The sequence below is a fragment of the Aquabacterium sp. genome, assembly GCF_049317225.1.
GTDB lineage: Bacteria > Pseudomonadota > Gammaproteobacteria > Burkholderiales > Burkholderiaceae_C > Aquabacterium.
Window position 1 is genome coordinate 103,471 of the sequence record NZ_JBMOIR010000001.1, and the last position, 25,791, is coordinate 129,261.

Here is a 25,791-nt window from a genome sequence, read left to right on the forward strand (position 1 = left end):
AAAAAGGAGGCCGAAGCCTCCTTGTGTCTGTGTCGCAATGCGATCAGCCTTTGAGCGTTTGCTCCAGCACGTGGAGTTGTTGGTTCAGCTCGGTGTCCTTGCTGCGCTCACTGGCGATCTTGCGCACGGCATGCAGCACCGTGGTGTGATCCCGGCCGCCGAACAGTTCGCCAATCTCGGGCAAGCTCTTTTGCGTCAGTTCCTTGGCCAGGTACATGGCAATCTGACGTGGCTTTGCGATCGAAGCCGGACGTTTCTTCGAGTACATGTCCGCGACCTTGATCTTGTAAAAATCGGCCACGGTTTTCTGGATGTTTTCAACCGAGATCTGGCGGTTCTGGATGGACAGCAGGTCCTTCAGGGCTTCGCGCGCCAGATTGATCGTGATTTCCTTGTGGCTGAACTTCGCAAAAGCCAGCACTTTGCGCAGGGCGCCTTCGAGTTCACGCACGTTGGCGCGCACGTTCTTGGCCACGAAGAACGCCACGTCTTCCGGCAGGTCCACGGCTTCCTGACGGGCTTTCTTGATCAGAATCGCCACGCGCATTTCCAGCTCGGGCGGCTCGATTGCCACGGTCAAGCCGGAATCAAAACGTGAAGTCAGTCGCTCATCGATGTTCGCCAGCCCCTTGGGGTAGGTGTCCGACGTCATGATGATGTGGGCCTTCTTGGCCAGCAGCGCTTCGAAGGCGTTGAAGAACTCTTCCTGCGTGCGATCTTTGCCGGCGAAGAACTGCACATCGTCGATCAGCAGCAGATCGAGGTTGTGGTACTTGGCCTTGAGTTCGTCAAAGGTCTTGCGCTGGTAGTTCTTCACCACATCCGAGATGAACTGTTCGGCGTGCAGGTACAGGATGCGCGCGTCGGGCTTGTCGGCCAGCAAGGCGTTGCCGACGGCGTTCATCAAGTGGGTTTTGCCCAGACCGACACCGCCGTAGATGAACAGCGGGTTGTACATCTGGCCAGGCGCGCCAGCCACGTGCAAGGCGGCGGTGCGTGCCATCTGGTTGGCACGACCGGGCACGAGGTTGTCAAACGTCAGGGCCGGGTTGAGGCCCATGACCTGAGGTTGGCTACGCGGCGCACGGCTCGACTCTTGAGCCTGTGGATAGTTGGGGGCAACGGGCGATGCTGCGGGTTGCGCCATTTGGGGCGGCATGGCCGGGGCGTACTGCGCATTGGGCGGCAGCATGCGACCCGGCATGGCCATCGGAGGGCGGGCACCCGTGGCCGCAGGCATCGCAGCGCGTGGCGCCAGGCTGATGTCCATGCGCAGTTCGCCTCCATGCAGCTCGTGGAGAATGGCTTCGAGGCGAGCGCTGTACTGGGTACGGATCCAGTCGAGCATGAAGCGATTGGGCACGCGCACGTTCACCACCGTCAGCCCATCGTCTTGCAGGCTGACATCCGCAGCAGGCAGAGGGCGGATCCAGGTGTTGAACTGCTGTTCAGGCAGTTCGGTGGCCAGGCGTTCGCAAGTACGTTGCCACAGGGTGGCAGGATCGTCTTGGATCTGGCCAGCAGACAATTCGGCGGCGCTCATGTTGTGGACAAGTCCTTCTTCGGGAGGCGAATTCTAGCCGCGCTCCGCTTAGAAATCGACAGGTTATCCACAGTTTTTTGAACATGGTGTTGTGGTACAAGTTCACTGCAACGCATGAGTTCTGATGCAGTCTTGTTCGAAAGGGCATTGACCAGACATAAAAAACCTGCTGTAATCGCGGGTTCGTCCGGTTAGCTGATTGAATGGCTTGCCGGGTGTACCCCGGGTGGCAATTGCATCGCCTGAGGGACATCACAAGACAAAAAAGGCTGCGCCCTGATGGGGCGGCCGCCATGAAGGACCATCATGAAGCGTACTTACCAACCTTCCAAGACCCGCCGCGCCCGTACCCACGGTTTCCTGGTGCGCATGAAGACCAAGGGTGGCCGCAAGGTCATCAATGCTCGCCGCGCCAAGGGCCGCAAGCGTCTGGGCCTGTAATTTCTGGATTCAAGGCGGGTCTGGCTCATGCCAGGTCGCTTGCCGTCCCAGTCTGGTTGGTATCTTGTCGATCCAGCCAGTACAGGCATGAACAAGGCCGGGTCTATGCCCGGCTTTGTCACGACTTGATCTCCATTTTTTACCGTGCGTCCCCCTAGTCTGAAATCAGCCGATTTCCACAGGGCGTTGGGCTCACGTCCGGTTTCGCGCACGACGCATTTTGTCTTGCATGCGCTGTGGCGTCCGCAAGAGAATGCGGTGCCCGTGCCGGGTTCCGACGGCGTCTCTGAGGCGCAAGCCCCAAAGTTGTCAACATCTGACGCACTGGTCGAGCCTGTGTGTGTGGATGACTGCACCGTTGAGGTGCCTGGCGCAGGTCCACGTGGCTGGCGCCTGGGCTTGGTGCTGCCTAAAAAGCAGGCACGCCGCTCGGTGACCCGTTCCCTGATTCGACACCAGAGCCGTGAGGCTTTGCGTCGGCACGCACCGCAGGTGTGGGCCAAAGGCCGTTTCACCGCAGAGGTGGAAGGCTGGGTCGTGCGTTTGCGTGCCCCTTTTGACCGTCAATTGTTCCCCAGCGCCGCTTCCGAAGCATTGAATGCAGCCGTTCGCGCGGAACTTGATGAACTCTGGTCCCGTCTGAGCAGAGGTCAGGCATGATGTCGGCTGCTCGGTCAGTCTGGCGTGCGCTGTCATCGTGGCTGTGTGCTGCGGTTAACGCCGTGCTGATCGGGGTGGTGCGCGGATACCGTTTTTTCCTCAGCCCCTGGCTGGGGTCGGCGTGTCGGTTCACCCCTACTTGTTCTCAATATGCGCTGCAAGCGCTGGAGCGTCACGGGCCGGTTGCCGGATCCTATCTGGCGGGCCGTCGCTTGTTGCGTTGCCACCCTGCCTGCGCAGGTGGCCATGATCCGGTGCCCGATCAGGCGCCGGGCCTGTTGTCCCGTTTTTGTAACCCTTCGTCGGATTCACCTCGCTCATGAATGATCTGCGTCGCACCCTGCTGTGGTCGGTATTTGCCGTCTCACTGCTGATGTTGTGGGATGGCTGGCTGCGTCACACCGGTCAAGCATCTCTGTTTGCTCCAGCTCCGACCGTGGCAGAGGCTCCGGCTTCGGCGGCCAGCGTCACCGGGGTCCCTTCGGCGCCGGTGGCCGCTCAGGCGGCTGCACCCGCTGTGGCCTTGTCGGCCTCTGCGCCGGCAGTACCGCATGAGCTGATCACTGTCACGACCGATGTGGTCAAGGCCACGGTCGATTCCGACGGCGGTAGTCTGGTGAAGGTCGAACTGCTCAAGCACAAGTCCCAACAGGCTGACCAGAACATGGTCGTGCTCGACAAGACGGCCACCCACACCTATGTGGCGGAAACCGGCCTGATCGGCAGCGCAGCAGGGCAGACCCTGCCCAATCACACCACGCCGTTTGTGGTGGTGAGCAAGGACCGCGAATTGGCACCCGGTGCCGAGTCTCTGGTCCTGACGCTGGAATCTGCGCCGGTCAATGGCATCAAGCTGGTCAAGACTTACACCTTCAAGCGCGGGGATTACGCCATCGCGGTGAAGCAGGATGTGGTGAACGCCTCTGGTTCGGCCATTCGTCCAACTTTGTACTTGCAACTGACCCGCGACGGCACCACCGCCGAAGCCAACAGCAACCCGGCCTCCTTCATGGGGGGTCCGGTGGCGTACACCGGCATGGCCGTTTACAACGCCAAGGGCAAGTACCAGAAGCTGGATTTTGACAAGCTGGCCGAAGGCAAGGTCGAGTTCGAGAAGGCCGATGACAACGGCTGGGTGGCCATGGTGCAGCACCACTTCGCCTCGGCTTGGTTGCAAAACGACTCGGTTCAGCGCGAGTTCTACGGCAAGAAGCTGGCCACCAACCTGTATGCAACCGGTATGCTGTTCGGTCTGGGCGACATCGGTGCCGGCCAGTCCAAGTCTTTCGAGTCGACCCTGTTTGTCGGCCCTCAGGAAGAAAACAAGCTGAAGGCCCTGGCGCCCGGTTTGGAGTACACCAAGGACTACGGCTGGACGCACATCATGGCGGCCCCGCTGTTCTGGCTGCTCGACAAGTTGCACGGTGCCATCGGCAACTGGGGTTGGGCGATCGTGGCGCTGGTGGTGCTGTTGAAGGCGGCGTTCTACTGGTTGAACGCCAGCGCTTACCGCTCGATGGCCAAGATGAAGGCCCTGAATCCTCGCATTCAGCAGTTGCGTGAAAACATGAAGGACAACCCGCAGCAGATGCAGCAGGAAATGCTGAAGATCTACCGCGAGGAGAAGGTCAATCCGATCGGTGGCTGTCTGCCCATCCTGATCCAGATTCCGGTGTTCATTGCGCTGTACTCGGTGTTGTCGTCGTCGGTGGAAATCCGCAACGCACCCTGGATTGGCTGGATTGTGGACTTGTCGGTCAAGGATCCGTTCTATGTGTTGCCCGCGCTGATGACCTTGTCGACGCTGTTGCAGACCTGGTTGAACCCGACGCCACCGGATCCGGTTCAGGCCAAGATGATGTGGATCATGCCCCTGCTGTTCTCGGTGATGTTCTTCTTCTTCCCGGCTGGCCTGGTGTTGTACTGGCTGACGAACAACATCCTGTCGATTGCCCAGCAGTGGTTCATCAACAAGCAACTGGGTGTGACTCAGTAAGCTGTGTGAACTGCACCTTGGAAACGAGGTGCCCAAATCAAAACCGCCCTCCTCAAGAGGGCGGTTTTTTTATGCGCGCTGACGGCGGCGAGCGCAGCAGGTGGCCAGCAGGCCCGTGCCCATCAAGGCCCAACTCGCGGGTTCCGGTACGGGGGTGGTGGCGCTCAGGTTGCTGGTCTGCATGATGACCCGGTCGTTGAGGTTCAGGCTGCTGGCAAGGACCACGATGTTGAGGGCCTGCAGTGCCACGGTCGACAAGGACAGGGTGCCGCTGGCTTCGAGGGTCAGGTTGTTGCTGGCAGTGAGGTAGCCATCCCGGATGAGGAGATTGCCCGTGCAGCTGTACAGGATGTCTGCACCGAACTGTGCGTTGCTGGGGCCATCGCACGAGATGAAGGCGGGCTGATCGGGGATCAGGCTGAAGTCAAATGGTGCGGGGGCTGGCAGCACGCCCTCACTGCTTTGCGCTGCAGCGTGAGCCGAAGCGAGCACGGTCAAGGCCACAAGCAGAAGCTGGCGCATGAAGAGTCCCTGAGATGATGATTTGCGATCAGTTTAACGATGATCGTGTGTCTGATGCGTGAACACCCCGATCTTGGGGGCATCGGTAGAATTGCGGCCATGTCCTGGCTCGATCGTCATACTCCCATCGTTGCGGTTGCAACCGCGTCCGGCCGAGGGGCCGTTGGCATCGTGCGAGTGTCTGGTAAAGGCTTGATGCCTTTGGCTCAGGCGCTGTGTGGTCGCACTTTGCAACCACGCGTCGCCACCTATGGTCCGTTCAAGGATGCCAAAGGGGAAGCCATTGACCATGGGCTGGCGCTTTACTTTCCTGCGCCGCACAGCTACACCGGCGAAGATGTCCTGGAGTTGCAAGGTCACGGCGGCCCGGTGGTGATGCAGTTGTTGCTGGCACGTTGCCTGGAAGCGGCTGCCACCAAAGATCCTGTGACCGACCAGGCTGTGCTGCCCGGCCTGCGTTTGGCCGAGCCGGGTGAGTTCACCCAGCGGGCGTTTTTGAACGACAAGATCGACCTGGCGCAGGCCGAGGCGATTGCCGACTTGATCGATGCCAGCACCGAGGCGGCTGCGCGGTCGGCCAGTCGTTCGCTCGGCGGGGCGTTCAGTCAGGAAATCGATGCCTTGCGCGACAAGCTGATCAACCTGCGCATGCTGGTCGAAGCCACGCTCGACTTTCCCGAAGAAGAAATCGACTTCCTTGAAAAGGCCGATGCCCGCGGCAAGCTCAACCGGGTGGCGGAGACGCTGGACGGGGTGTTGCGTCAGGCCCGTCAGGGGGCTTTGCTGCGTGAGGGCTTGCAGGTGGTGTTGGCCGGGCAGCCCAACGCGGGCAAGAGTTCCTTGCTCAATGCCCTGGCTGGGGCCGAACTGGCCATCGTCACGCCCATCGCGGGCACCACGCGCGACAAGGTCAGCGAAACCATCCAGATCGAAGGTGTGCCCTTGCACGTGATCGACACAGCAGGTTTGCGGGCCGATCACGAGGCGTCCGACGAAGTCGAGCGCATTGGCATGGCGCGCAGCTGGGAGGCCATTGGCCAGGCCGATGCCGTGCTGTTTCTGCACGACCTGACCCGCGTGGACCACGTGGCCTATGCCCAGGCCGATGCTGACATCGCGGCCAAGTTGCCTGATGGCGTGCCGGTGGTGCATGTTTTCAACAAGGCGGATGCCAGCAGCTTGTCACCCGCCGTGCAGGCCGGGGTGTTGCCCGCCGGGCCGGTGCTGGCCTTGTCGGCCAAGACCGGCGAGGGCTTGCAAGCCTTGCGGCACACCTTGCTGGAGATGGCCGGCTGGCAGGCGGCGCCAGAAGGGGTGTTCATTGCCCGTCAGCGGCATGTGCAGGCCTTGCGGATGGCCCGTGAGCATCTGGAGATGGCGCAGGCGCATGCGGCCTTGAGCGATGGGGCGCTGGATTTGCTGGCAGAAGAACTGCGTCTGGCGCACAACGCGCTGGGCACGATCACTGGCGCGTTTTCGGCGGACGACCTGCTGGGCGAGATCTTCACGCGCTTTTGCATCGGGAAATAGTCGGTTTCTTGCAAAAGGTTCCCTCGATTACCCCCTTGTTCCAGGCAAATCGAGGACAGTGCGGCGACTACTCATTCACCGTTGAGCCATGATCGTTTAAATTAAGTAACTTGTGCGCATCACTGCACGGGTTCTTGATAAACGAGGCGACGATGGATTCGACGGAACTGATTCAGGCGATTCAAACCCTCAACACGGAGGATTCCTTCCGTCCTCGCCTGGACCCTCAGCAATGGCGGACCTTCTGCCAGTACCTGACACGTCATGAGTTGCGTTCGGGCGATCTGCTGGTCAAGCAAGGCGACCGTGACCGCACGGTGTACTTTTTGGGGCAGGGCTCTCTGCAGGTGTTCGTCACGGGTGCTGCGCCCGGGGCTTCGCGGATCGCCATCTTGCGTCCGGGGGCCATGTGCGGTGAGCCGGGCTTGTTCAGCGATGGGCAACGTACCGCCAATGTCGAGGCCATGACCCCGTGTGTGATCTATGCCTTGCGTTTGCCCCGTTTTGAAGAGCTGTGTGCCCGCGTGCCCGTGGTGGCCGTGGAGGTGTTGAAGGCCGCTGGTGCCGTGATGGCCATCCGGATGCGCGCCAACATGAGCCGCCAAATTCCTGCGGCTTGACGAGGTCCCATGTCCGCTGCGCTCGGTCCCCGTCGCCCGACCATTCTGGTTGCCGATGATTCGCCCCAGAACATCGAACTGCTGTCTCACATCCTGAGCAGCGAGTACCGGATCAAGGTTGCAACTTCTGGTGAAAAAGCTCTGAAGATTGTTTATTCCGACGAGCCACCAGATCTGATCCTGCTCGACATCATGATGCCCGACATCAGCGGGCATGAGGTCTGCCAGCGGATCAAGTCCAACCCGGATCGCCGCCGCATTCCCATCATTTTTGTGACGGCCATGAGCACGGTCGAAGACGAAAGTCTGGGGCTGTCACTGGGCGCGGTGGACTACATCACCAAGCCCATCAGCCCGGCGCTGGTGCAGGCACGGGTGCGTACCCATCTGGCCTTGTATGACCAGTCGCGCGAACTCGAGCGCATGGTGGCGCAGCGCACCGGAGAGCTGGTGGCGTCGCGTCAGCAACTGATCCGACGTTTGGGGCGGGCGGCCGAATACAAGGACAACGCCACGGGCAACCATGTGGTGCGCATGGCGCACGTGACCAGACTGGTGGCGCAGGAAGCGGGCTTGGGGCCCGAAGCGGTGCAGCTCTTGTTCCAGACTGCTCCCATGCACGATGTGGGCAAGATCGGTATTCCGGACAGCATTTTGCTCAAGCCGGGTCCTTTGACACCGGATGAGATGAAAGTGGTGCGCCAGCATCCTCAGATTGGCGCCGAGATCATTGGCAAGCATGACAACGAGTTGTTGTCGATGGCCCGCACGATCGCCCTGACGCACCATGAGCGATGGGATGGACAAGGCTATCCGCAGGGCTTGCAAGGGGAGCAAATCCCGCTGCCGGGGCGCATCGTGGCGATCGCAGATGTGTTCGATGCCTTGGTCAGTCGCCGTCCCTACAAAGAGCCTTTCCCGGCCGAGCAGGCGATTGCCATGATGGTGGAGGAGCGGGGTAAGGCGTTTGATCCAGCGTTGATCGATGCCTTCCTGGCCCAGCGCCACGAGATCCTGCGCATCATTGCCTTGTATGCCGACGAGCGCGGATCCATGGTGGATCATCCGGTCTGATGACCGGTGATCCCTGACAGGTAGCGCATCGCAGCGTCAAAGTCATACAGGCCAAGTGCCTGGTTGAGCTTGACGATGTCACTGTGTCGACCCAGTGCAGGCCAGGTTTCCAGCAGTTCGACGAGCAGTTCGCGTGCGTGGGCGTCGTTGTCCTCAATGAGGTGATGCAGGCGTTGCCAGTGGCCTTGCAGACGCTCGTCTTGCAGGGACATGGGCGATGTTTCGGCGGAGGTGGCAGACGGGGTGTTCAGGCTGGCAATGTCGGCGATCACCTGTTGCAGGGTGTCCAGGGTGTGGGCCAGTGCGGTGTCCAGGGGCGCGGAATCGGGCGGTGCCGTGGTGCTGCCTTGTTCGGTGGACTGTGCAGCGGTCAGCAACACGTGTTCCAGGGTGCTGGCTGCTTCATAAAGGGATTTGGCACCGATGTTGCCCGCCAGACCCTTGAGCGTGTGGGTGTGTTGCACGGCCGCTTCCAGGTCATGACCATCGGCCTGAATGCGGGTTGCAAAGTCTTGCTGGGTGCGGGCAAAGCCCCGCAGCAGACGTCGATACAACTCGACATTGCCCATGCAGCGCTCCAAGCCGTCCACGGTGTCGATGGACTGAAGTTGGGCGAGTGCAGCCGTTTCGGTGCCCGGTTCTGGTTGCATCGCCACCGGATGGGCCGGCTGGATCCACCTGGCCATGATGGTGAACATCTGACCCAGGTCCAGCGGCTTGGTGATGTGGTCGTTCATGCCAGCCTGCAGCACCCGCTCACGGTCGGATGCCAGGGCGCTGGCGGTCATGGCGATCACGGGCAAGGTTTGCCACTCGGTGCGTGCGCGAATGCGTTCGGTGGCGGTGTAGCCGTCCATCACGGGCATTTGGCAGTCCATGAGCACGCCGTCGAAGGGGCCGGCGGTTTCAAGTTTTTCCAGCGCTTCCTGACCATTGGCTGCCGTGATGACGGTCAGGCCGGCGCGCTGCAGCAGATCACAGGCCAGTTCCTGATTGACGGGTTGGTCTTCAACCAGGAGTACGCGCGCCCCGGCCAGTTGACGTTGGGCATGGAGCAGGACCCGGTTGCCGGCGCGTGGGGTGTCGTCGATCTGAGTGGTGTGGCCCAAGGCACGTGTGAGGCTGTCCAGCAAGGTGGACGGTGTGACCGGTTTGTGAAGGATGCCGGCGAAGTCCACCCCATCGGCGGCCTTGAGGGCCTCGTCTCGTGAGAAGGCGGTGACCAGCAGCACACAGGGGCGACGCTCGGGTGGTAGCGCCAAGGCCTGACGGGCAAAGGTGATGCCATCCATGTCGGGCATCTGCCAGTCGGTCAACAGCACGTCATGGTGGACGCCGGACTGAGCAGCTTCTTGCATCTTGGCCAGGGCTTGTTCGCCGCTGTCGCACACGTCGACGTGCAAACCCAAGCGAGCGGCCATGTGCCCCAATACATCGCGGGCGCAGGCGTTGTCGTCGACCAGCAGCAGACGCTTGCCTTGCAATTCGCTCGCCAGCAAGGCTCGACGAGGAACGGCTTGGTCTTGCAGTCCGAAGCGGGCCGTGAAGTGGAAGGTCGAGCCTTTGCCCGGGGCACTGTTGACCCAGATGCGCCCGTTCATCATCTCGACCAGTTGGCGCGAAATGGTCAGGCCCAAACCGGTGCCGCCGTATTGGCGTGTGGTCGAGCTGTCGAGCTGAGTAAAGGGTTGGAACAGTCGGTCAATTTGCTCCGGTGGCATGCCGATGCCGCTGTCCTGTACCCAGAAGTGCAGCACGACGGCATCGGCTTGACGCTGTTGCACTTCACACCCGATCACCACTTCGCCTTGGGCCGTGAACTTGATGGCGTTGGTCCCCAGGTTGATGAGGATTTGGCCGAGTCGGATGGGGTCACCGATCAGGGCCGTCGGCAGATCGGGGGGCGCCGCAAACAGCAATTCCAGCCCCTTTTCTTCGGCGCGCATGCCCAGGACGTCGGCCATGTTGTGGACAACGCTTTCAAGCTGGAAGTCGGTGTATTCCAGCTCCAGTTTGCCGGACTCGATCTTGGACACATCGAGCACGTCATTGAGGATGTCGAGCAGGTTGCTGGCCGCGCGGTGTGCTTTTTCGATGTAGTTGCGTGCCTTGGCGGGCAAGTCATCGAGCAGGGCCAGGTGCGTCATGCCCATGATGGCGTTCATGGGCGTGCGGATTTCATGGGACATGTTGGCCAGGAACTGGCTCTTGGTTTTGGTGGCGGCCTCTGCTTCCTTGCGGGCTTGTTGCAGCGCCTCGGCAGCTTGGTTGCGTGCGGTGATGTCCTGCACGATGGCGCAGTACTGCACACGGCCTTCATGCTCGAAGGGCAGCACCACCACTTCGGCATCGAAAGGGGTACCGTCCAGACGAGTGTGTCGCCATGTGACGGTCTCCGCCCGCATGGTTTGGCCCATCTGACGAATGTGAGCGACCACTTCGTTGATGCGTTCGACCGAGTTGTCTACGGGGGACAAGGGTGGCAGGTAAGGCATCAAGCCCATCAAATCGGACTCGTTGGCGCAGCCAAACAAGCGAACGGCTTCCGGGTTGCAACGCACGATGCCGTGGTCGAGGGTGTAGAAAAGGAAAGCCAGCGGGGCGTGCTGGAACACGGCCTGGGTGCGCGCCTCGACTTGTTTGATGGTGCTGATATCAGACCAGTAGCCGTTGTAGATGCGCGTGCCGTCACGGCGCTCGCTCAGGCGGCTTTCACATCGGATCCAGACGGGCTTGTCGAGTTTGGGACTTCGCAGCAGGAAGTCGGTCATGGTGGTGGGGGGCAGGCATTGCCCTTTGCCCATCATTTCCCAGATCTGAGTCGGATGGTGTGCCAGTTGTTCGCTGGTGTAGCCCAAGGTGGCTTCCACCTGTTCGCCAATGAAGCTGAAACGCCCGGGCCCGTGAGGCGGCTGTTCCCAGCAAAACACGGTCAGTGGCAAGGCATGGGCCATTTGTGACAGGCTCTGCTGCGCATGTGTGACTTGTTTCAGGCGGCGCTGACGCTGTAGCAGGGCGCTCAACAACCAGTAACCACTGATGAGCAACAGGCCCCCCCCGGTGCTCCACTTGAGGATGAGGGCGCCTTCGGCTTCGCGGGGCACCATGGCCCAAAGCGTGAGGTCTCCCCAGTTGATGGATTTGGACAGGGCCAGATAGGGCTGCCCGGTCTCGTCCACGACGAAATCGGCTTGTCGCTCGCCGCGTTCCAGCCGGTCGTGTTGCCAGGGGAGCATTTGAGGCATGCGTTGGTACACCCGTTCGGCGGTGGCTTCGTCAGGCGGTGCCGCGGTGGTCATGGGGATGCGTTGAAGCAGGTCGCCGGGTCGATTGCCCATCAGGACCACGCCCCGACCATCGGTGACGAACAGGCGATGCTTGGCGTCGTCAAACAGATGCTGAAACGCATGGGACTCTTGCACCACCACGATCACCCCTTCAGGCTGACTGGCCTCGCCCAATCGTGCCGAGAAAAAGAAGGAGGGGGTGCGTGTCAGCTTGCCGACCGCAAACTGGTGAGCCAGGCCTTCTGGATGAAGCAGGGCATCGGTGTAGTACTGGCGCGTCCGAAAATTGGTGCCGATGGCGTTGTGCACGGCCTCATAGCTGCTGTCGGCGACGGTGGTGCCATAGCGGTCGAGCAAAAACAGATGGCTGAGCTGGAAGTCCTGCGTGGTGTCCTGCAGCAGCTGGCTCATGGTGCGCACCGCTTGCTGGCGGGTGGCGGTGTCGCGTACAGCCGTACGCTGGCCCGGCGTGAGTTGCGCACTGTCGGCAATGTGGGTGTCTTGCAGGTAGCGGGAGATGGTGGCCTGACGCGACAGGGCTTTGGGCAAGGCCCCCAGTTGCTGAAAGCTCAGGGTCAGTGCGTTATGCAGTGTGTTGAGGCGTTGTTCGGCCAGGTTGAGTTGCTCGGCACGTGTGTCACGCAGATCGTGATCAATCAGCCAAGCCGTACCCAACCCGATCAGCAAGGTCCATAGGCCAACCACCAGCCACCAGTAGCCCACTTGAAGTTGGGGCAGCACATGGGGCCGGGTGTGGTGGAAAGCGTGGGGCTCTTCGGGCGCCTCGACCATGCGGTATCACTCCTCCTGCAAAGCCTGCGACAGACTTTGGTGAAGAGTGTGCCTGTTCGGCGCAGGATAAGCCAGCCGGGTGATTCCCAGCCGGTGAGTCATCTCACGGCTCAACCCTTGAGCAGCAAACGCTCGGCACGGGTCAGGTCGCGTGGGCGGCCGGACAGCACCAGCGTGTCACCCGCTTCCAGTATGCGGTCGGCGTCGGGCTGCAGCACCCGGCCGTTGGCGCAGCGCAGCGAGACCAAGGTGACCTCGGGGAGTTTGGTGTCCAGGCAATCGCTCAGGGAGGTGCCCACACACACGGCATCGGTCGACAGGGTGATGGAGGCCAGACGTTGCAGCTCGCCTTCGTCTTCGTTGTCGTCATCAGCGCCGTGGAAGTAACCACGCAACAAGCCGTAGCGCGCCACCCGCTGGTCTTGCACCAGGCGGATCACCCGGCGGATGGGAATGCCCACCAGTGCCAGCGTTTGCGAGGCCAGCATCAGCGAGCCTTCAATGGCCTCGGGCACCACGACGGTGGCCCCGGCGGCTTGCAGGGCGTCCAGGCGGGCATCGTCAATCGTGCGCACGGCCACCGGCACGGTGGGCGCGTGCTCGCGCACCAGGCGCAGGATCTTTTTGGCCGAGGCGGTGTCCGGGTAGGTGATGACCAGGGCCGACGCACGCGACAAGCCCGCCGCAACCAGGCTTTGCAGGCGGGTGGCATCGCCAAACACCACGTTCTGTCCGGCGATGGCGGCCTGGTGCACCCGGTCCGGATCCAGGTCCAGCGCCATGTAGGGGATGCCTTCCTGCTCCAGAAGGCGGGCCAGGTTCTGGCCGCATCGGCCGTAACCGCAAATCAGCACGTGGCGATCGGTGTTGATGGCCTTGGACGCGATCTTGGTCATGGCCAGCGATTGCATCAGCCAGTCGGTGGACGATACCCGCATCACGATGCGGTCGCTGTACTGGATGATCAGTGGTGTGATCAGCATGGACATCACCATGGCCGCCAGCAAGGGGCTCTCCACATGCTGGGGGATCAGGTGCTGTTCGGTGGCCAATGACAGTAGCACGAAGCCGAATTCACCGGCCTGCGCCAGGTACAGGCCGGTGCGCAAGGCCACGCCCGTGGTGGCCCCGAAGCCCTTGGCCAGGGACGTGACCAAGCCCAGTTTGAACAAGACGGGCAGGGTGCTCAGCAGCAGCACCAGCGCCCAGCTGTCGATCAGGCTGTGCCAGTCGAGCTTCATGCCGATGGTGATGAAGAACAGGCCCAGCAGCACGTCGTGGAATGGCCGGATGTCGGTTTCCACCTGGTGCTTGTATTCGGTCTCGGCAATCAGCATGCCGGCCACGAAGGCGCCCAACGCCAGCGACAGCCCGAAGTGCTCGGTCAGCCAGGCCAGCCCGAGCGTCACCAGCAACAGGTTGAGCATGAAGAGCTCGTCGCTCTTGCGGCGGGCCACCAGGGTCAGCCACCAATGCATCACTTTCTGGCCACCGGCCAGCAGCACGGTCAGCAAGGCACCGGCCTTCAAGGCAGCGAGACCCAACGTGCGGGTCAGCTCCGAGGCCGAGTCACCCAAGGCGGGGATCAGCACCAGCAGTGGCACCACGGCCAGATCCTGAAACAGCAAGATGCCCATCACGCGGCGGCCATGCTCGCTTTCCAGCTCCAGCCGGTCGGCCATCATCTTCACCACGATGGCGGTGGAGCTCATGGCCAATGCGCCACCCAGCGCGACGGCACCTTGCCAGTTGATGTTCCAGCCCAGCAATCCGCCGTCATGGCCCAGGTAGACCAAGCCTCCAGCCAGCGCCAGATGCCCCACCACGGTGGCCGCGATGGTGAGCCCGACCTGACTGAGCCCCAATCCGAACACCAGCGACTTCATGCTGCGCAGCTTGGGCAGGTTGAATTCCAGGCCAATCACGAACATCAGGAACACCACGCCGAATTCGGCCAGGTAACGCACGCCGGCCGAGTCCTTGGCCAGCGCCAAGGCATTGGGGCCAATCACCACGCCCACGGCCAGATAACCCAGCATCGGTGGGAGCTTCATGAGGCGGCACAACACCACACCGATCACAGCGGCGAACAAGTAAAGCAGCGTCAGGTCGAGCGTAGTGGCCATGTTGTCCCTAGAATCCCCCTGATCCTACCCGGCATGGCAGGGCACTTGTTTCAAAAACCCATTCCATGCCTTGATTACTTGGTTTCTCATGTCAGTCACTCCCTCTTCCCAAGCTACCACCGTGGCGCTGGCCCGTCAGGCCCTCGACATTGAAGCGCGTGCCATTCAAGGGCTGAACGAGCGTTTGCTGGGTGATGCCGGCGCATCCTTCACACAGGCTGTGCGGGCCATGCTGGCCTGCCGCGGTCGGGTGGTGGTGATGGGCATGGGCAAGAGTGGCCACGTGGGCCGCAAGATCACGGCCACGCTGGCATCCACCGGCACCCCTGCCATGTTCGTGCACCCTGCCGAAGCGCATCACGGTGACTTGGGCATGGTGCAACCGGGCGATGTGGTGCTGGCCATCTCCAATTCCGGCGAGAGCGAAGAGCTCACGGCCTTGCTGCCCGTGCTCAAGCGCCAAGGCGTGACCTTGCTGGCCATGACCGGCAAGCCCGCCTCGTCGCTGGCCCGCCATGCCGATGTCGTGCTCGACAGCGCCGTGGACCAGGAAGCCTGCCCGCTCAACCTGGCCCCCACGGCCAGCACCACCGTGCAAATGGCGCTGGGCGATGCCCTGGCCGTGGTGCTGCTGGAGTTGCGCGGCTTCAAGGCCGAAGACTTTGCCCGCTCGCACCCCGGTGGTGCCCTCGGCCGCAAATTGCTGACCCACCTGCGTGACGTGATGCGGGCAGGAGAGGCCGTGCCGCGTGTGGCCCCCGAGGCCAGCTTTGGCGACGTCATGCGCGAAATGAGCGCCAAGGGCCTGGGCGCCACGGCCGTGGTGGAGGCGTCCGGCCAGTTGGCCGGCGTGTTCACCGATGGTGACCTGCGTCGCAAGATCGAAGCGGGCGTGGACCTGCGCGCCTTGACGGCCCGCGAGCTGATGACCCCATCGCCGCGTACCATTCGCGATGACGTGCTGGCCGCCGAGGCCGTGTCGATCATGGAAGCCCATCGCATCAACACCCTGCTGGTGACCGATGCACAGGGCATCCTGGTCGGGGCCGTCAACACCAATGATCTGATGCGTGCCAAGGTGATCTGATGCGCCTCCTCGTTCCCACCCTGACCTTCCCGTCCAGCCTGAAACAACTGGGCAGCACGATCCGCGCGGCCATCTTTGATGTGGATGGGGTGCTCACCGATGGCACGCTGTTCATCAGCGAAGCGGGTGAGACCCTGAAGGCCTTTCATGCGCTGGATGGTCATGGCCTCAAATTGTTGGCGCAGGGGGGCATCACCCCCATCGTGATCACCGGGCGGGATTCGCCCTCTGTGCGTCGCCGCTTGAAGGACCTGGGCGTGACCCATGCTGTCTTTGGTGCGCACGACAAGCTCGCGGCCGCCGAACCCCTCATGGCCCAGTTGGGCGTGTCGTGGGCCGAGATGGCGGTGATGGGGGACGACTGGCCCGATTTGCCCTTGCTGGTGCGTGCAGGGCTGGCCGTGGCGCCCGCCAACGCCCATGCCGAAGTCAAGGCCGTGGCCCATCACGTCAGCGCGTTGCGCGGCGGGCAAGGTGCCGCACGCGAGTGCTGTGACCTGCTGCTGTGGGCCACCGGTCGCTATGAAGCGCTGTTGCAAGGCCATTTGCAGACGCTGGACACCACGGCGGCAGGAGCCACGCGGTGAACGCGCGCTGGTGGTTGGTGCTGGAGCGCGCGCAGGCCGCGCTGCCGGTCTTGGGCGCGGCAGCCCTGGCTGGCTTCACCTGGTGGTTGGTGCAGTCGTCGCCGCGTGAGGGGGGCGCCAGCGGGGCCAAGCCGGCCGCATCGGCGCCCGACTACGAGTTGCACCGTGCCCGCATCGTTCGGGTGGACCCGCAAGGACGCCTGGAAGCGGTGCTCGATGGCGACCGCATCCGACATTTCCCTGCCACCGAGCGCTTGCTGGTAGACGAATTGACCCTGGCAGCCCGCGATGCCAAAGGCCAGAGCCTGCACGCCCAGGCGCGCGAAGGCGAGGCCGACCAGCGCGCCGAAGTGGTGACGCTGCGGGGCCAGGTCCGCGCCAAGGCGGTGTCCTACTCAGAGCCCGGCAGCGGTTTGCGCCGTGACGCCGGCCCGGCTCACTTCAGCGGGGAAGGGTTGCGCATCGACACCTGTGCCCGCGTGGTGAGTTCCAGCACCCCGGTCAAGATGGAGCAAGACCACAGCGTGGTGCGCGCGCAAGGTTTGCGCTACGACCAGAACAGCGGCGTGGCACTCCTGCAGGGGCGTGTGGTCGGCCAGTACGACGCGCCCACCCGCTGAGCATGTCGTCTCCAAGCGGGCAGACCGCCCCCCTGTTGTTCATCACCGGGGCCTCCAGCGGCATTGGCCAGGCCTTGGCCGCGCGTTATGCCCAGGCGGGCTGGCGGTTGGCGCTGGTCGCCCGTCGGGGCCAGTTGCTGCAGCAATGGTGCACACAGCAGGGCTGGCCCGCCTCGCAATGGGTAGTTTACGAGGCCGATGTCCGTGACCTGGCGCAGATCCAGGCCGCCGCGCAGGCCTGCCTGCTGCAGCAAGGCGTGCCGGATGTGGTGGTGGCCAATGCGGGCATCAGTGTTGGCATCGATTTGAGCTACCAGGAAGATCTGGCCGTGCTCAAGGACCTGCTGGACACCAATGTGCTGGGGCTGGCGGCGACCTTTCAACCCTTCATGGACCCCATGAAGCAGCGGCGCTCAGGCTGTCTGGTGGGGATCGCCAGTGTGGCCTCGGTCCGTGGCTTGCCGGGGCATGCCGGTTATTGCGCGGCCAAAGGCGCCGTCGTGCAACTGTGCGAAACCTTGCGTGGCGAGTTGCAGGCCCATGGCGTCAAGGTGGTGACCTTGGCACCGGGCTACATCGACACGCCCTTGACGCGCGAGAACGACTACCCCATGCCCTTTTTGATGGACGCGGCCGAGTTTGCGGATCAGGCGTTCGAGGCCATTGCGCGAGGGGTACGCTGGCAGGTCATCCCGTGGCAGATGGGCGTGGTCGCCAGCATCATGCGCTGGCTGCCACGCGGTCTGTTTGACCGCATCGTGGGGGCGCAGCAGCATCGCAAAAAGCGGCGCCGCAGCGACCCCTGAGCCATCAGTGACGGCCGCCGTGGCCGTGTCCATGACCGGGAGGGCCACGACGGTCATCTTCCCAGCCACCGTGGCGATGCTCATCGTAGCGGCCTGCAGGGGGCGGCATGTCCCGCACGAAGTACACCGGCTGACCGCAGGCGTTGTAGTGGTTGCAGTAGCGTGCCCAATTCTTGGAGTGCCCGGGGGGCACACGCAGGTAGATGGGGCGTTGCTGCATGCCGTAAGGCTGCTGGCGAATGATCACCGGTTGGGGGTACACCAGCACAGGTTGCGTGTCACCAATGTCAACACGGCCGTAAAAGCCGGGTTGGTTCACGCTGACACTGACGCCCACATTGGTGGTGGCCTGTGCGGTCCCTGCCATCAACGTCGTGGCGGCGGCCAGCGCCAAGCCCATGCGGGTCAGGAAGGAAGCGGCTGAAAGAGACATGCTTGTGTGGTCCTGCAAAAGATGACCATGCCCTGCGCATGATCACGCGCCCCATATTAGGGCGTCTGAGACAAGCTGTGTGTCAGGATGTCTCTGAGTCTTTAACGCAGCAGCCATGAAAAAAGGCGACACCAGAGGTATCGCCTTTCCTGCTGATGATGGGAGCGCGACGCGGGGATACGGCGCTCAAACCATCACAAACGATCAGTAGCCGTAGCCACCGTCATTGCCGCCACGGCCACCGCCGTAACCGCCGCCGTTGCCACCACGGCCACCGCCGTAGCCGCCGCCGTTACCACGGCCACCGCCGTAGCCACCGCCGTTACCACGGTCGCCGCCGTAGCCGCCTTCGCTGCGGCCACCGCCGAAGCCACCTTCACGACGGCCGCCGCCGAAGCCGCCACCACTGTTGCCACCGCCGTAGGGGCTGCGGAAGCCAGCAGGACGCTCTTCACGAGGACGAGCTTCGTTCACAACGATGGCACGACCGGCAACGGGTTGACCGTTCAGGCCGTTGATCGCAGCTTGAGCTTCTGCATCGGAGCTCATTTCCACGAAACCGAAGCCCTTGGAGCGGCCGGTTTCACGATCCATCATGACCTTGGCAGAGGCCACGGTACCGAACTGGGAGAAAGCGTCGTTGAGTTCCTGATCACGCACGCTGTAGGCCAGATTGCCCACATAAAGTTTGTTGCCCACGAGAGAGCCCCTTTCAAAGTAACAAAGTAACCATGTGGAGCTTCAACCCATCCGGACCCATTCCAACGACGGTGCCGCTACCAGACACAGACAAAACCATTATGGGTGAAGCCAGCATATTCATCCAGCGTTTTCAACCCTTATTTTTAAGACTGTGTCAACCCGCCGGGCGAAATGTTGCCGCGAACCCTCAGATTTTTATTGGGGCTAGCCCCTATGATCGATTGATATTTGCCGGTTCGGCTCTCAATCGGCTCCCAAAACCGCTTTGACAGGGGTGTGATGGCTGACTCTGAAAGACATGAGCGAGAGGCAGGGATTGAGTTTCTCAATCCAGTGGTGCCATTTGATTGGTGGCGGGCGTTGATCCGTGTGCTGGCGAGCATCGAGGCCGTGCGCGATGGGCGCGCACTGTACGTATTGCTGGCCACTTTTTGTGGGGCGGGGCTGGCCATGGCGTGTGCGCAGGCTTCGCTGGCACGGGATGATTTGGTCTGGGCCATCGGGCAGGGGGCGGCGGCCTTGTTTGTGGCCTTCTATGGCGTGAATGCGGCGGGCTTGCTGCTGATGGATCGGGCGCTGGCACGGCCTGCGCGGGATGTGGTCGATGCGATGGAGGATGCCTTGGGTATCGGGCATCGTGTGTTGCTGACCCTGCTGTGCGCGGTCGTGGTGGGTGTGCTGCTCGCGGGGGGGCTGCTCGGCTTGTATTGGCTGAGCAGTCTGCCCAAGATCGGACCGTGGTTGTTCACACTGGTGGTGCCCCTCACGGTGGTGTGCATCAGCCTGTTTCTCATGGCAGTTGCTGTGGTGGTGGCACCGTTGACGGGCCCGACGGTGTGGGCGGGTGCTTCGGCGGTGGAGGCCATTTTCACGGTGGCCAGCATGATTCGCACCCACTTGTTGCAGGCTGCGGTACTGTCCGGGGGGCTGAGCTTGGTGACCGGCCTGGTGGGGGCCGTGAGCAGTCTGCTGGTCGTGATTGGAGGGCGGGTGATGGCCGAGGCATCGGTGTTGGTGTTGGGGGTCGACATTCCCCCCGAGGCCTTGATGGGCGGCTTGATCGGTCAAGGCATCCAGGTGCGCGATCCCAGTCATGTGGCGCCCGAAGTCCTTCAATACATTTCTGCCGCCACTGTGGGCGGCGGCGTGGTCTTTGCCATCGCGCTGGTGTTGCCAACCTTGGTGTACCTGCGCGGTGTGTGCGAGATCTATCTGACCCTGCAACGCGCGGCGTCGGACGAAGACTCGCTACGATGAGGGCTTGGATGACACAGGAGTGTGGCCCGGGCCACAGACAGATGGGTAAACCGCCGGTTTCTTCGACAGATCTTTGCCCCTGCGGATCGGGGCAGGCCTACACCGCGTGTTGCGGGCGTTATCACGAGGGGCCGCTGGCGCTGCAGGCGCCCACGCCTGAGGCGCTCATGCGTTCACGCTACAGCGCCTTTGTGCGCGATCTGCGTCCCTACCTGCTCGCCACCTGGCACCCCGATACCCGCCCGGCCGAGATCGAGCCCCCGGAAGCCGGCTTGAAGTGGCTGGGTCTGTCCGTCAAACGGGCCGAGATGACCGCCACGGATGCCGGCATGGTCGAGTTTGTGGCTCGCAGCAAGTTAGGGGGGCGCGCCTGGCGGCTGCACGAGGTCAGCCTATTTGTGCGGGAAGGCGGGCGTTGGTATTACGTGCGTGCCCAGGAGTAAGGGCTGCCACCTGAGGTACCGTGGCACGGATCAGCGGGTGGCCGCTTCCAGCGCACCCAGCCAGCGCATGGCCTGCTCTCGGCTGTTGCCGCACATCTCTTCCGAGGGTTGTAGAGACCCGCACACGGCGGGGCGTTCCGGGTGACCGAACAAGCGACAGCGCAGCGCGTCATCCAGATGGGGGCAGGGCATGCCCGCCGGCTTGCCGTGAGGCAAGCCCGGCATGGGGGAACTGATCGAAGGAGCGGTGCAGCAGGCGGCGCACCTGGGGCGGCAATCCATGGCGTGATTGTCGTGCAGTCGACGGGGTTTTGTCTGTGGGGTGGATCCCCTTGGGGTCCCCGAGACGCCCCTGCCTCGGTACAATGGAAGGTTGCCCAAAAATGAGGCAGTTTTCCAGAGGCTTTGCCCATGCTTTACCCCCAAGAATTTGATGTGATCGTGGTCGGCGGTGGCCACGCCGGTACCGAGGCCGCGTTGGCGGCTGCCCGCATGGGCTGTGCAACCCTGCTGCTGAGTCACAACATTGAGACCTTGGGGCAGATGAGTTGCAACCCGTCCATCGGTGGCATTGGCAAGGGGCATCTGGTCAAGGAGGTCGATGCGCTGGGCGGAGCCATGGCGCAGGCCACCGACGAGGGCGGCATCCAGTTCCGCATCCTCAATTCCAGCAAGGGGCCGGCCGTGCGAGCTACCCGTGCGCAGGCCGACCGTATCCTGTACAAGGCCGCGATCCGCCAGCGCCTGGAGAACCAGTCCAATCTGTGGCTCTTCCAACAGGCGGTCGATGACCTGATGGTCGAGGGCGATCGCGTGGTGGGTGCCGTGACGCAGGTGGGCATCCGTTTTCGGGCCCGCACCGTGGTGCTGACCGCCGGGACCTTCCTGGACGGCCGCATCCACGTGGGCCTGAATAACTACAGCGCGGGTCGTGCAGGGGACCCACCCGCGGTGTCGCTGTCGGCCCGACTCAAGGAGTTGCGCCTGCCGCAAGGCCGCCTGAAGACAGGTACCCCGCCGCGCATTGACGGGCGCAGCATCGACTTCAGCAAATTGAGCGAGCAGCCGGGCGATGGGGTCGGCTTGGTGGGGCAGTGGGGCGCATCGGCGGAGGCCACGCCCGATGTGCCGGTGTTCAGCTTCCTGGGCTCTTACACCCAGCACCCCCGTCAGTTGCCTTGCTGGATCACCCACACGAATCAACAAACCCACGACATCATCCGCTCCGGCTTTGACCGCAGCCCCATGTTCACCGGGGTGATCGAAGGGGTAGGGCCACGTTATTGCCCATCCATCGAGGACAAGATCAATCGGTTTGCCGACAAGGATTCGCACCAGATCTTCCTGGAGCCCGAAGGCCTGACGACCAACGAGTTCTACCCGAATGGCATCAGCACGTCCTTGCCGTTCGATATCCAGTTGAATGCCTTGCGTACGATGCCGGGTCTGGAGAATGCCTACATTCTGCGTCCGGGGTATGCCATCGAGTACGACTACTTCGATCCTCGCGAGCTGAAGTCCACCTTCGAGACCAAAGCCATCCAGGGGCTGTTTTTTGCCGGGCAGATCAATGGCACGACCGGTTACGAAGAGGCCGCCGCACAAGGTTTGTTTGCAGGCTTGAATGCGGCGCTGCAGGCCCAAGGGCGCGAGGGCTGGGTGCCACGTCGTGACCAGGCTTACCTGGGTGTGCTGGTGGATGACCTCATCACCAAGGGCGTGACCGAACCGTACCGCATGTTCACCAGCCGCGCCGAGTTCCGTTTGCAACTGCGCGAGGACAATGCCGACATGCGACTGACGGAGATCGGGCGCGAGTTGGGTTTGGTGGACGATGTGCGCTGGGGCGCCTTCAACCGCAAGCGCGACGCTGTTTCACGTGAAACAGAGCGACTGAAGTCGACGTGGGTGCGTCCCGCCACTTTGCCTGCCGCCGAGGCTGAGCGTTTGTTGGGCAAGGCCTTGGAGCGCGAATACAACTTGGGTGACCTGTTGCGTCGTCCCGGCGTGAGTTATGACAAGGTCAATGAAGTGGCTGAGATTGCTGCTGTGCGCCAGGCCAAGCTGTGGGCGGATGCGGGCAAGACGGCTGCCACGGAAGGCGTTGTTTCACGTGAAACAGTTGATCGCGGCACGCTGCGGCAAGAGATGGGTGAGACCCTGGCTGATGCCGTCATCGAGCAGGTGGAGATCAGCATCAAGTACGCGGGCTACATCGACAAGCAGAATGACGAGGTCAGCCGTGCCGCCTATTATGAGAACCTGAAGTTGCCGGCCGAGCTGGATTACATGCAGGTGTCGGCTTTGAGTTTCGAGGCGCGCCAGAAGTTGAGTAAGCACAAGCCGGAAACATTGGGTCAGGCCTCGCGCATTTCGGGCATCACGCCCGCGGCCATTTCCTTGCTGCTCATTCACCTCAAGAAGGGTCGCTTCAAGGGGTTCGTGCAGGACTCCACTGAGGCCTCGCCAGAAGTTTGATCTCACCCGTTCAAGGTTTCATGATGTCATTCAAAAAGAACGGGGCGGGGATGCGCCCCCAGAATTTCAAGCCAGCACCCCAGGTTGTGCCTTCCGTGGCGCGCGCCGTGCCCAGTCGCCCACCCGTGAGTTGGTCGCGGGAGCAGTGGCTGGCGGCATTGCCGCCGGTGCTGGCGAGTCTCAACCTGGTCTTGTCCGAGGCGCAGCAGGCGCAATTGGCAGACTACATGGTCATGCTCGCGCACTGGAACAGCACCTACAACCTGACTGCCCTGCGTGATGCGCAGGACATGCTGACCCACCACCTGACCGACTGCCTGACGGTGTTGGCACCCCTGAAACAGCACCTGACCGAGCGCGGCTTGCTGGATCGGACACCGCCTGCGCGCCTGCTGGATGTGGGCAGTGGGGGTGGTTTGCCGGGTGTCATCCTGGCCATTTGCTATCCAGGTGTGCAGGTGACCTGTGTTGACACCGTGGGCAAGAAGGCCGCTTTCATACGTCAGGTGGCGGCTGAACTGCGTTTGCCCAATCTGCGGGCCGAGCACGCACGGGTGGAGCAACTCAAGGGGCAATTCGACCTGATTACCTCGCGGGCGTTTGCGTCACTGGTTGACTTCGTGACCTTGACCCGCTCGCTGCGGGCCGAGAGCGCCGTCTGGATGGCCATGAAGGGCAAGGATCCGCTGGAAGAGAGAGACGCTTTGCCGGCGGATGTGAACGTGTTTCACGTGGAACAATTGCAGGTGCCGAATTTGGATGCCGAGCGTTGTCTGGTGTGGATGCGCTGAAGGTGGGCGACGGCAGGATGTGAACGTACGACAGGGTAGGTGAGCATGAAGTGGCAGACGTGGGTGGTATGGATGGGGTGTGCCGTCGCGACGGCATCGGCACAGGCTGCGCCAGAGGCGTCGGCCGCATCTTCGCCACGGGTGGTGCGCAGTCGTCCGGCGCCGGTCAAAGGGGCCATTCAGGATGAGGCTCGCCCCGCCGTCAGCCAGGCCCGACCGGTTCAGCCCGATCGCGGAGATCTGGGAGACATTGCGCATGACTGGACGAAGTCGGATGTGCCGACTGCCGCACCAGTGTTGACCTCGACCAAACCACCTGTGGTGACGCCTCCCGTTGTGCCGCCCGCGCCCCGGCCAGTCCCGGCGTCTCCGGTGGTGAGCAAATCGGCAGCGCCCGTCCCACCCAGTCGCGCCAAGTCCACAGCAGGGGCGGTCTCTGCATCAACACCCGTGGTACGTCAGGCGGCTCCCGCTGCATCGAAGCGGGTGGTCGCATCGGTGTCACCGCGCAAAGCATCGACGCGTGTGACCGCACCACCCGCTCGCGTGAAGCCCATTGCCCGCCTGCAGGATGCACCCAAGGCCGTGGGGAAGCGTCCAGCACATGTGGCGGTGGCTCGCGGCACCTCGCCCGTACAGGTCCAGAAGGGAAGGAAGGGGTCGATCACGACTGCCTCTCGTGTGCCAGCACGTTCGGTATCCGGCGGGAAGGCGCCCCAAAAATCAGCGGCGCCCGCCACCGTGGCCCGTGTGACCAAGTCGGTACCCGCCGTCCGGCGTCAAGGTCCGATGCCCATCGCCGGCAAGCCATCACCTCACGCCAAAGGCCCTGCCACGCATGCCGTGCATGGCATCCCGGCGCGGGCGAAAACCAAACTCGGCGTGTCTTCTGTTCAGTCGACCAAGGCCAAAGGCAAGACAGCGCCAGCGGCCAGCAAGCCTCAGAAGGCCACAGCCACGTCACGCACCCGCCCGGCACCCGCGCCATCGAAGTCACGACTCGCGCCGGCGCCGGTTCGCCGCCCTGCCCATAAGGGGCATTGATCGGTCGCGCACCGACTCAGGCCGTGCTCTCGCCCGCGGTGAGGGCCTGTTGAGCCAGACGATCCATGTTGTCGGTCACCGCACTCATGCGCGTGGCCACGACGTTGAAGGCGGCACCTGCTGGGCCGGCATGATGCGCGGCCACCATGGCGTTGAATGCCACCATCTTGGCCTCTCTGGCGACGTTGCGGATGTTGCCAATCAGGGTCTCATGCGCCAGTTGCTCGCGACGGGCGAGGAGCAGGGCCTCCTGCTCGAACACTTGGGTGATCTGATTGAGCAGTTGCAGCATCGGCGTGGCCTCTGCGACCAGCTCATCCAGTGCGGTGTCGATGTCGGTGGCCGCAGTGCCTTGACGGCGCTGCAGCAAGGCCTCTGCCTGTTTCATGAAGCGCTGGATGCGGGCGTCACCGTTGGCGGCACCAAAGAACACTTCTTGCAGCGCCGGGCTGAACAGGCCGGGCAGCTCCCTGTCGCCTTGTGTCAGCTGCAGGTGGCTGCGTCGCATCAGTTGAAGGGCTTCTTCCGCATGGGTGCGGGCCGTGCGTTGACGGGGCAGGCTGCCACCTTGCTGCAGCAGCACGATGTGCAGGATCAGTCGCTGTGACAGCATGCGCTGCCGCCCCGCCAGGTTGATCAGGACGGACATCTGGCTGGCAGAGGCCTGTCGCACGCGCTCGTCATTGGCCGAGCGTGGCGTGGGGGCAGCCGAGGGCATGAGGCGGAGGGCGGTGGCGGCTGGCGACATGGTGAGCTCCAGAGCATGAATGATGTCGGCATTCACGCAACAACCGTTCCATGTGGCAGAACGTGATGCCGGTCACGTTCCAGCAGGGGGCGCCAAGTCGATGCACCATCTTGTTCCCAACGGGGCACCGTGTACTGCCATCGAAGTGTGGGGCGAAACCTGCGGTGGCGCGCGTGGCGGGGGCACACTGCATTGATAATGCAG

Annotated in this window: 24 protein-coding genes; 16 read left to right on the forward strand and 8 right to left on the reverse strand. The window is 62.8% G+C overall.

Annotated elements, in window-relative coordinates:
• Positions 1-43 precede the first annotated feature (43 nt).
• Positions 44-1,543, reverse strand: a complete 1,500-nt coding sequence (dnaA, locus tag ACOYNB_RS00375) for a chromosomal replication initiator protein DnaA (protein ID WP_422837132.1) — start codon at positions 1,541-1,543, stop codon at positions 44-46.
• A gap of 306 nt (positions 1,544-1,849) precedes the next feature.
• On the opposite strand from dnaA, the gene rpmH reads away from it, so the two are divergent.
• The 4 genes from rpmH to yidC all read left to right on the forward strand — a co-directional run bounded on the left by rpmH (position 1,850) and on the right by yidC (position 4,640).
• Positions 1,850-1,984 (forward strand): 50S ribosomal protein L34, encoded by a 135-nt coding sequence (gene rpmH, locus ACOYNB_RS00380; RefSeq protein ID WP_058086564.1) that lies wholly within the window; start codon positions 1,850-1,852, stop codon positions 1,982-1,984.
• A 144-nt stretch (positions 1,985-2,128) separates the two neighbouring features.
• The gene (locus tag ACOYNB_RS00385) at positions 2,129-2,644 is read left to right on the forward strand and encodes a ribonuclease P protein component (protein WP_422837133.1); all 516 of its coding nucleotides are present in this window, start codon (positions 2,129-2,131) and stop codon (positions 2,642-2,644) included.
• Complete coding sequence (gene yidD / locus ACOYNB_RS00390; RefSeq protein ID WP_422837134.1) at positions 2,641-2,967, forward strand: membrane protein insertion efficiency factor YidD; 327 nt, start codon at positions 2,641-2,643, stop codon at positions 2,965-2,967. The genes ACOYNB_RS00385 and yidD overlap by 4 nt, the downstream gene beginning before the upstream one ends.
• A complete protein-coding gene (gene yidC, locus ACOYNB_RS00395; RefSeq protein ID WP_422837135.1) occupies positions 2,964-4,640 on the forward strand; it encodes a membrane protein insertase YidC in 1,677 nt (558 codons plus the stop codon). The genes yidD and yidC overlap by 4 nt, the downstream gene beginning before the upstream one ends.
• 69 nt (positions 4,641-4,709) lie before the next feature.
• On the opposite strand, the gene ACOYNB_RS00400 is transcribed toward yidC, so the two are convergent.
• A complete protein-coding gene (locus ACOYNB_RS00400) occupies positions 4,710-5,162 on the reverse strand; it encodes a PEP-CTERM sorting domain-containing protein (RefSeq protein ID WP_422837136.1) in 453 nt (150 codons plus the stop codon).
• A gap of 99 nt (positions 5,163-5,261) precedes the next feature.
• On the opposite strand from ACOYNB_RS00400, the gene mnmE reads away from it, so the two are divergent.
• From mnmE to ACOYNB_RS00415, 3 genes are all read left to right on the forward strand, one after another.
• Positions 5,262-6,692 (forward strand): tRNA uridine-5-carboxymethylaminomethyl(34) synthesis GTPase MnmE, encoded by a 1,431-nt coding sequence (mnmE, locus tag ACOYNB_RS00405; RefSeq protein ID WP_422837137.1) that lies wholly within the window; start codon positions 5,262-5,264, stop codon positions 6,690-6,692.
• 152 nt (positions 6,693-6,844) lie between these two features.
• Positions 6,845-7,312: a cyclic nucleotide-binding domain-containing protein gene (locus ACOYNB_RS00410; protein WP_422837138.1), complete on the forward strand. Its 468-nt coding sequence runs from the start codon at positions 6,845-6,847 to the stop codon at positions 7,310-7,312.
• A gap of 9 nt (positions 7,313-7,321) precedes the next feature.
• Positions 7,322-8,386, forward strand: a complete 1,065-nt coding sequence (locus ACOYNB_RS00415) for an HD domain-containing phosphohydrolase (protein WP_422837139.1) — start codon at positions 7,322-7,324, stop codon at positions 8,384-8,386.
• Here ACOYNB_RS00415 and ACOYNB_RS00420 read toward each other — a convergent pair.
• On the reverse strand, positions 8,374-12,465 hold the full coding sequence (locus tag ACOYNB_RS00420) for a response regulator (RefSeq protein WP_422837140.1): 4,092 nt from the start codon (positions 12,463-12,465) through the stop codon (positions 8,374-8,376). The genes ACOYNB_RS00415 and ACOYNB_RS00420 overlap by 13 nt on opposite strands.
• 110 nt (positions 12,466-12,575) lie before the next feature.
• The gene (locus ACOYNB_RS00425; protein WP_422837141.1) at positions 12,576-14,591 is read right to left on the reverse strand and encodes a cation:proton antiporter; all 2,016 of its coding nucleotides are present in this window, start codon (positions 14,589-14,591) and stop codon (positions 12,576-12,578) included.
• 88 nt (positions 14,592-14,679) lie between these two features.
• Between ACOYNB_RS00425 and ACOYNB_RS00430 the strand changes: the two genes are divergently transcribed.
• The 4 genes from ACOYNB_RS00430 to ACOYNB_RS00445 are packed head-to-tail and all read left to right on the forward strand — an operon-like array spanning position 14,680 to position 17,691.
• On the forward strand, positions 14,680-15,678 hold the full coding sequence (locus tag ACOYNB_RS00430) for a KpsF/GutQ family sugar-phosphate isomerase (protein ID WP_422837142.1): 999 nt from the start codon (positions 14,680-14,682) through the stop codon (positions 15,676-15,678).
• Positions 15,678-16,265 carry a KdsC family phosphatase gene (locus ACOYNB_RS00435; protein ID WP_422837144.1) on the forward strand — a complete coding sequence of 196 codons (588 nt, stop codon included), beginning with the start codon at positions 15,678-15,680 and terminating at the stop codon, positions 16,263-16,265. Before ACOYNB_RS00430 ends, ACOYNB_RS00435 begins: the two co-directional genes overlap by 1 nt.
• Positions 16,262-16,885: an LPS export ABC transporter periplasmic protein LptC gene (gene lptC / locus ACOYNB_RS00440; RefSeq protein WP_422837145.1), complete on the forward strand. Its 624-nt coding sequence runs from the start codon at positions 16,262-16,264 to the stop codon at positions 16,883-16,885. The genes ACOYNB_RS00435 and lptC overlap by 4 nt, the downstream gene beginning before the upstream one ends.
• A 2-nt stretch (positions 16,886-16,887) precedes the next feature.
• Positions 16,888-17,691, forward strand: a complete 804-nt coding sequence (locus ACOYNB_RS00445; protein ID WP_422837146.1) for an SDR family oxidoreductase — start codon at positions 16,888-16,890, stop codon at positions 17,689-17,691.
• Between the two features lie 4 nt (positions 17,692-17,695).
• Here ACOYNB_RS00445 and ACOYNB_RS00450 read toward each other — a convergent pair whose 3' ends face one another.
• On the reverse strand, positions 17,696-18,124 hold the full coding sequence (locus tag ACOYNB_RS00450) for a hypothetical protein (protein WP_422837147.1): 429 nt from the start codon (positions 18,122-18,124) through the stop codon (positions 17,696-17,698).
• Between the two features lie 204 nt (positions 18,125-18,328).
• Positions 18,329-18,823 (reverse strand): RNA recognition motif domain-containing protein, encoded by a 495-nt coding sequence (locus ACOYNB_RS00455; RefSeq protein ID WP_422837148.1) that lies wholly within the window; start codon positions 18,821-18,823, stop codon positions 18,329-18,331.
• Between the two features lie 282 nt (positions 18,824-19,105).
• Here ACOYNB_RS00455 and ACOYNB_RS00460 point away from each other — a divergent pair, with 282 nt between their 5' ends.
• Together ACOYNB_RS00460 and ACOYNB_RS00465 are read left to right on the forward strand one after the other, a co-directional pair.
• The gene (locus ACOYNB_RS00460) at positions 19,106-20,083 is read left to right on the forward strand and encodes a hypothetical protein (RefSeq protein ID WP_422837149.1); all 978 of its coding nucleotides are present in this window, start codon (positions 19,106-19,108) and stop codon (positions 20,081-20,083) included.
• 41 nt (positions 20,084-20,124) lie between these two features.
• Positions 20,125-20,526, forward strand: coding sequence for a YchJ family protein (locus ACOYNB_RS00465; protein WP_422837438.1), 402 nt, complete (start codon positions 20,125-20,127; stop codon positions 20,524-20,526).
• A 30-nt stretch (positions 20,527-20,556) separates the two neighbouring features.
• Here the strand turns inward: ACOYNB_RS00465 and ACOYNB_RS00470 are convergent, their stop codons facing one another.
• Positions 20,557-20,808: a YkgJ family cysteine cluster protein gene (locus tag ACOYNB_RS00470; protein WP_422837150.1), complete on the reverse strand. Its 252-nt coding sequence runs from the start codon at positions 20,806-20,808 to the stop codon at positions 20,557-20,559.
• A 129-nt stretch (positions 20,809-20,937) separates the two neighbouring features.
• On the opposite strand from ACOYNB_RS00470, the gene mnmG reads away from it, so the two are divergent.
• Genes mnmG through ACOYNB_RS00485 form a run of 3 tightly spaced genes read left to right on the forward strand, consistent with a single transcriptional unit; the run spans position 20,938 to position 24,839 of the window.
• Entirely contained in the window at positions 20,938-23,004 is a 2,067-nt protein-coding gene (gene mnmG, locus ACOYNB_RS00475) for a tRNA uridine-5-carboxymethylaminomethyl(34) synthesis enzyme MnmG (RefSeq protein WP_422837151.1), read from the forward strand.
• Positions 23,005-23,024: 20 nt separating this feature from the next.
• On the forward strand, positions 23,025-23,795 hold the full coding sequence (gene rsmG, locus ACOYNB_RS00480; RefSeq protein ID WP_422837152.1) for a 16S rRNA (guanine(527)-N(7))-methyltransferase RsmG: 771 nt from the start codon (positions 23,025-23,027) through the stop codon (positions 23,793-23,795).
• A 45-nt stretch (positions 23,796-23,840) separates the two neighbouring features.
• Positions 23,841-24,839: a hypothetical protein gene (locus ACOYNB_RS00485; RefSeq protein WP_422837153.1), complete on the forward strand. Its 999-nt coding sequence runs from the start codon at positions 23,841-23,843 to the stop codon at positions 24,837-24,839.
• A gap of 16 nt (positions 24,840-24,855) precedes the next feature.
• On the opposite strand, the gene ACOYNB_RS00490 is transcribed toward ACOYNB_RS00485, so the two are convergent.
• Positions 24,856-25,587 (reverse strand): type IV pili methyl-accepting chemotaxis transducer N-terminal domain-containing protein, encoded by a 732-nt coding sequence (locus ACOYNB_RS00490; protein ID WP_422837154.1) that lies wholly within the window; start codon positions 25,585-25,587, stop codon positions 24,856-24,858.
• Positions 25,588-25,791: the final 204 nt, after the last annotated feature.

What these genes read in the sequence shown, in the direction of transcription:
- ACOYNB_RS00445 (WP_422837146.1), top strand. Translation starts at nt 16,888, where the DNA reads ATGTCGTCTCCAAGCGGGCAGACCGCCCCCCTGTTGTTCATCACCGGG.
- ACOYNB_RS00415 (WP_422837139.1), top strand. Translation starts at nt 7,322, where the DNA reads ATGTCCGCTGCGCTCGGTCCCCGTCGCCCGACCATTCTGGTTGCCGAT.
- dnaA (WP_422837132.1), bottom strand. Translation starts at nt 1,543, where the DNA reads ATGAGCGCCGCCGAATTGTCTGCTGGCCAGATCCAAGACGATCCTGCC.
- mnmE (WP_422837137.1), top strand. Translation starts at nt 5,262, where the DNA reads ATGTCCTGGCTCGATCGTCATACTCCCATCGTTGCGGTTGCAACCGCG.
- ACOYNB_RS00420 (WP_422837140.1), bottom strand. Translation starts at nt 12,465, where the DNA reads ATGGTCGAGGCGCCCGAAGAGCCCCACGCTTTCCACCACACCCGGCCC.
- ACOYNB_RS00460 (WP_422837149.1), top strand. Translation starts at nt 19,106, where the DNA reads ATGGCTGACTCTGAAAGACATGAGCGAGAGGCAGGGATTGAGTTTCTC.
- ACOYNB_RS00410 (WP_422837138.1), top strand. Translation starts at nt 6,845, where the DNA reads ATGGATTCGACGGAACTGATTCAGGCGATTCAAACCCTCAACACGGAG.
- ACOYNB_RS00465 (WP_422837438.1), top strand. Translation starts at nt 20,125, where the DNA reads ATGGGTAAACCGCCGGTTTCTTCGACAGATCTTTGCCCCTGCGGATCG.
- rpmH (WP_058086564.1), top strand. Translation starts at nt 1,850, where the DNA reads ATGAAGCGTACTTACCAACCTTCCAAGACCCGCCGCGCCCGTACCCAC.
- yidD (WP_422837134.1), top strand. Translation starts at nt 2,641, where the DNA reads ATGATGTCGGCTGCTCGGTCAGTCTGGCGTGCGCTGTCATCGTGGCTG.
- ACOYNB_RS00430 (WP_422837142.1), top strand. Translation starts at nt 14,680, where the DNA reads ATGTCAGTCACTCCCTCTTCCCAAGCTACCACCGTGGCGCTGGCCCGT.
- ACOYNB_RS00490 (WP_422837154.1), bottom strand. Translation starts at nt 25,587, where the DNA reads ATGTCGCCAGCCGCCACCGCCCTCCGCCTCATGCCCTCGGCTGCCCCC.
- ACOYNB_RS00470 (WP_422837150.1), bottom strand. Translation starts at nt 20,808, where the DNA reads ATGGATTGCCGCCCCAGGTGCGCCGCCTGCTGCACCGCTCCTTCGATC.
- rsmG (WP_422837152.1), top strand. Translation starts at nt 23,025, where the DNA reads ATGATGTCATTCAAAAAGAACGGGGCGGGGATGCGCCCCCAGAATTTC.
- ACOYNB_RS00425 (WP_422837141.1), bottom strand. Translation starts at nt 14,591, where the DNA reads ATGGCCACTACGCTCGACCTGACGCTGCTTTACTTGTTCGCCGCTGTG.
- ACOYNB_RS00450 (WP_422837147.1), bottom strand. Translation starts at nt 18,124, where the DNA reads ATGTCTCTTTCAGCCGCTTCCTTCCTGACCCGCATGGGCTTGGCGCTG.
- yidC (WP_422837135.1), top strand. Translation starts at nt 2,964, where the DNA reads ATGAATGATCTGCGTCGCACCCTGCTGTGGTCGGTATTTGCCGTCTCA.
- ACOYNB_RS00435 (WP_422837144.1), top strand. Translation starts at nt 15,678, where the DNA reads ATGCGCCTCCTCGTTCCCACCCTGACCTTCCCGTCCAGCCTGAAACAA.
- mnmG (WP_422837151.1), top strand. Translation starts at nt 20,938, where the DNA reads ATGCTTTACCCCCAAGAATTTGATGTGATCGTGGTCGGCGGTGGCCAC.
- ACOYNB_RS00485 (WP_422837153.1), top strand. Translation starts at nt 23,841, where the DNA reads ATGAAGTGGCAGACGTGGGTGGTATGGATGGGGTGTGCCGTCGCGACG.
- ACOYNB_RS00400 (WP_422837136.1), bottom strand. Translation starts at nt 5,162, where the DNA reads ATGCGCCAGCTTCTGCTTGTGGCCTTGACCGTGCTCGCTTCGGCTCAC.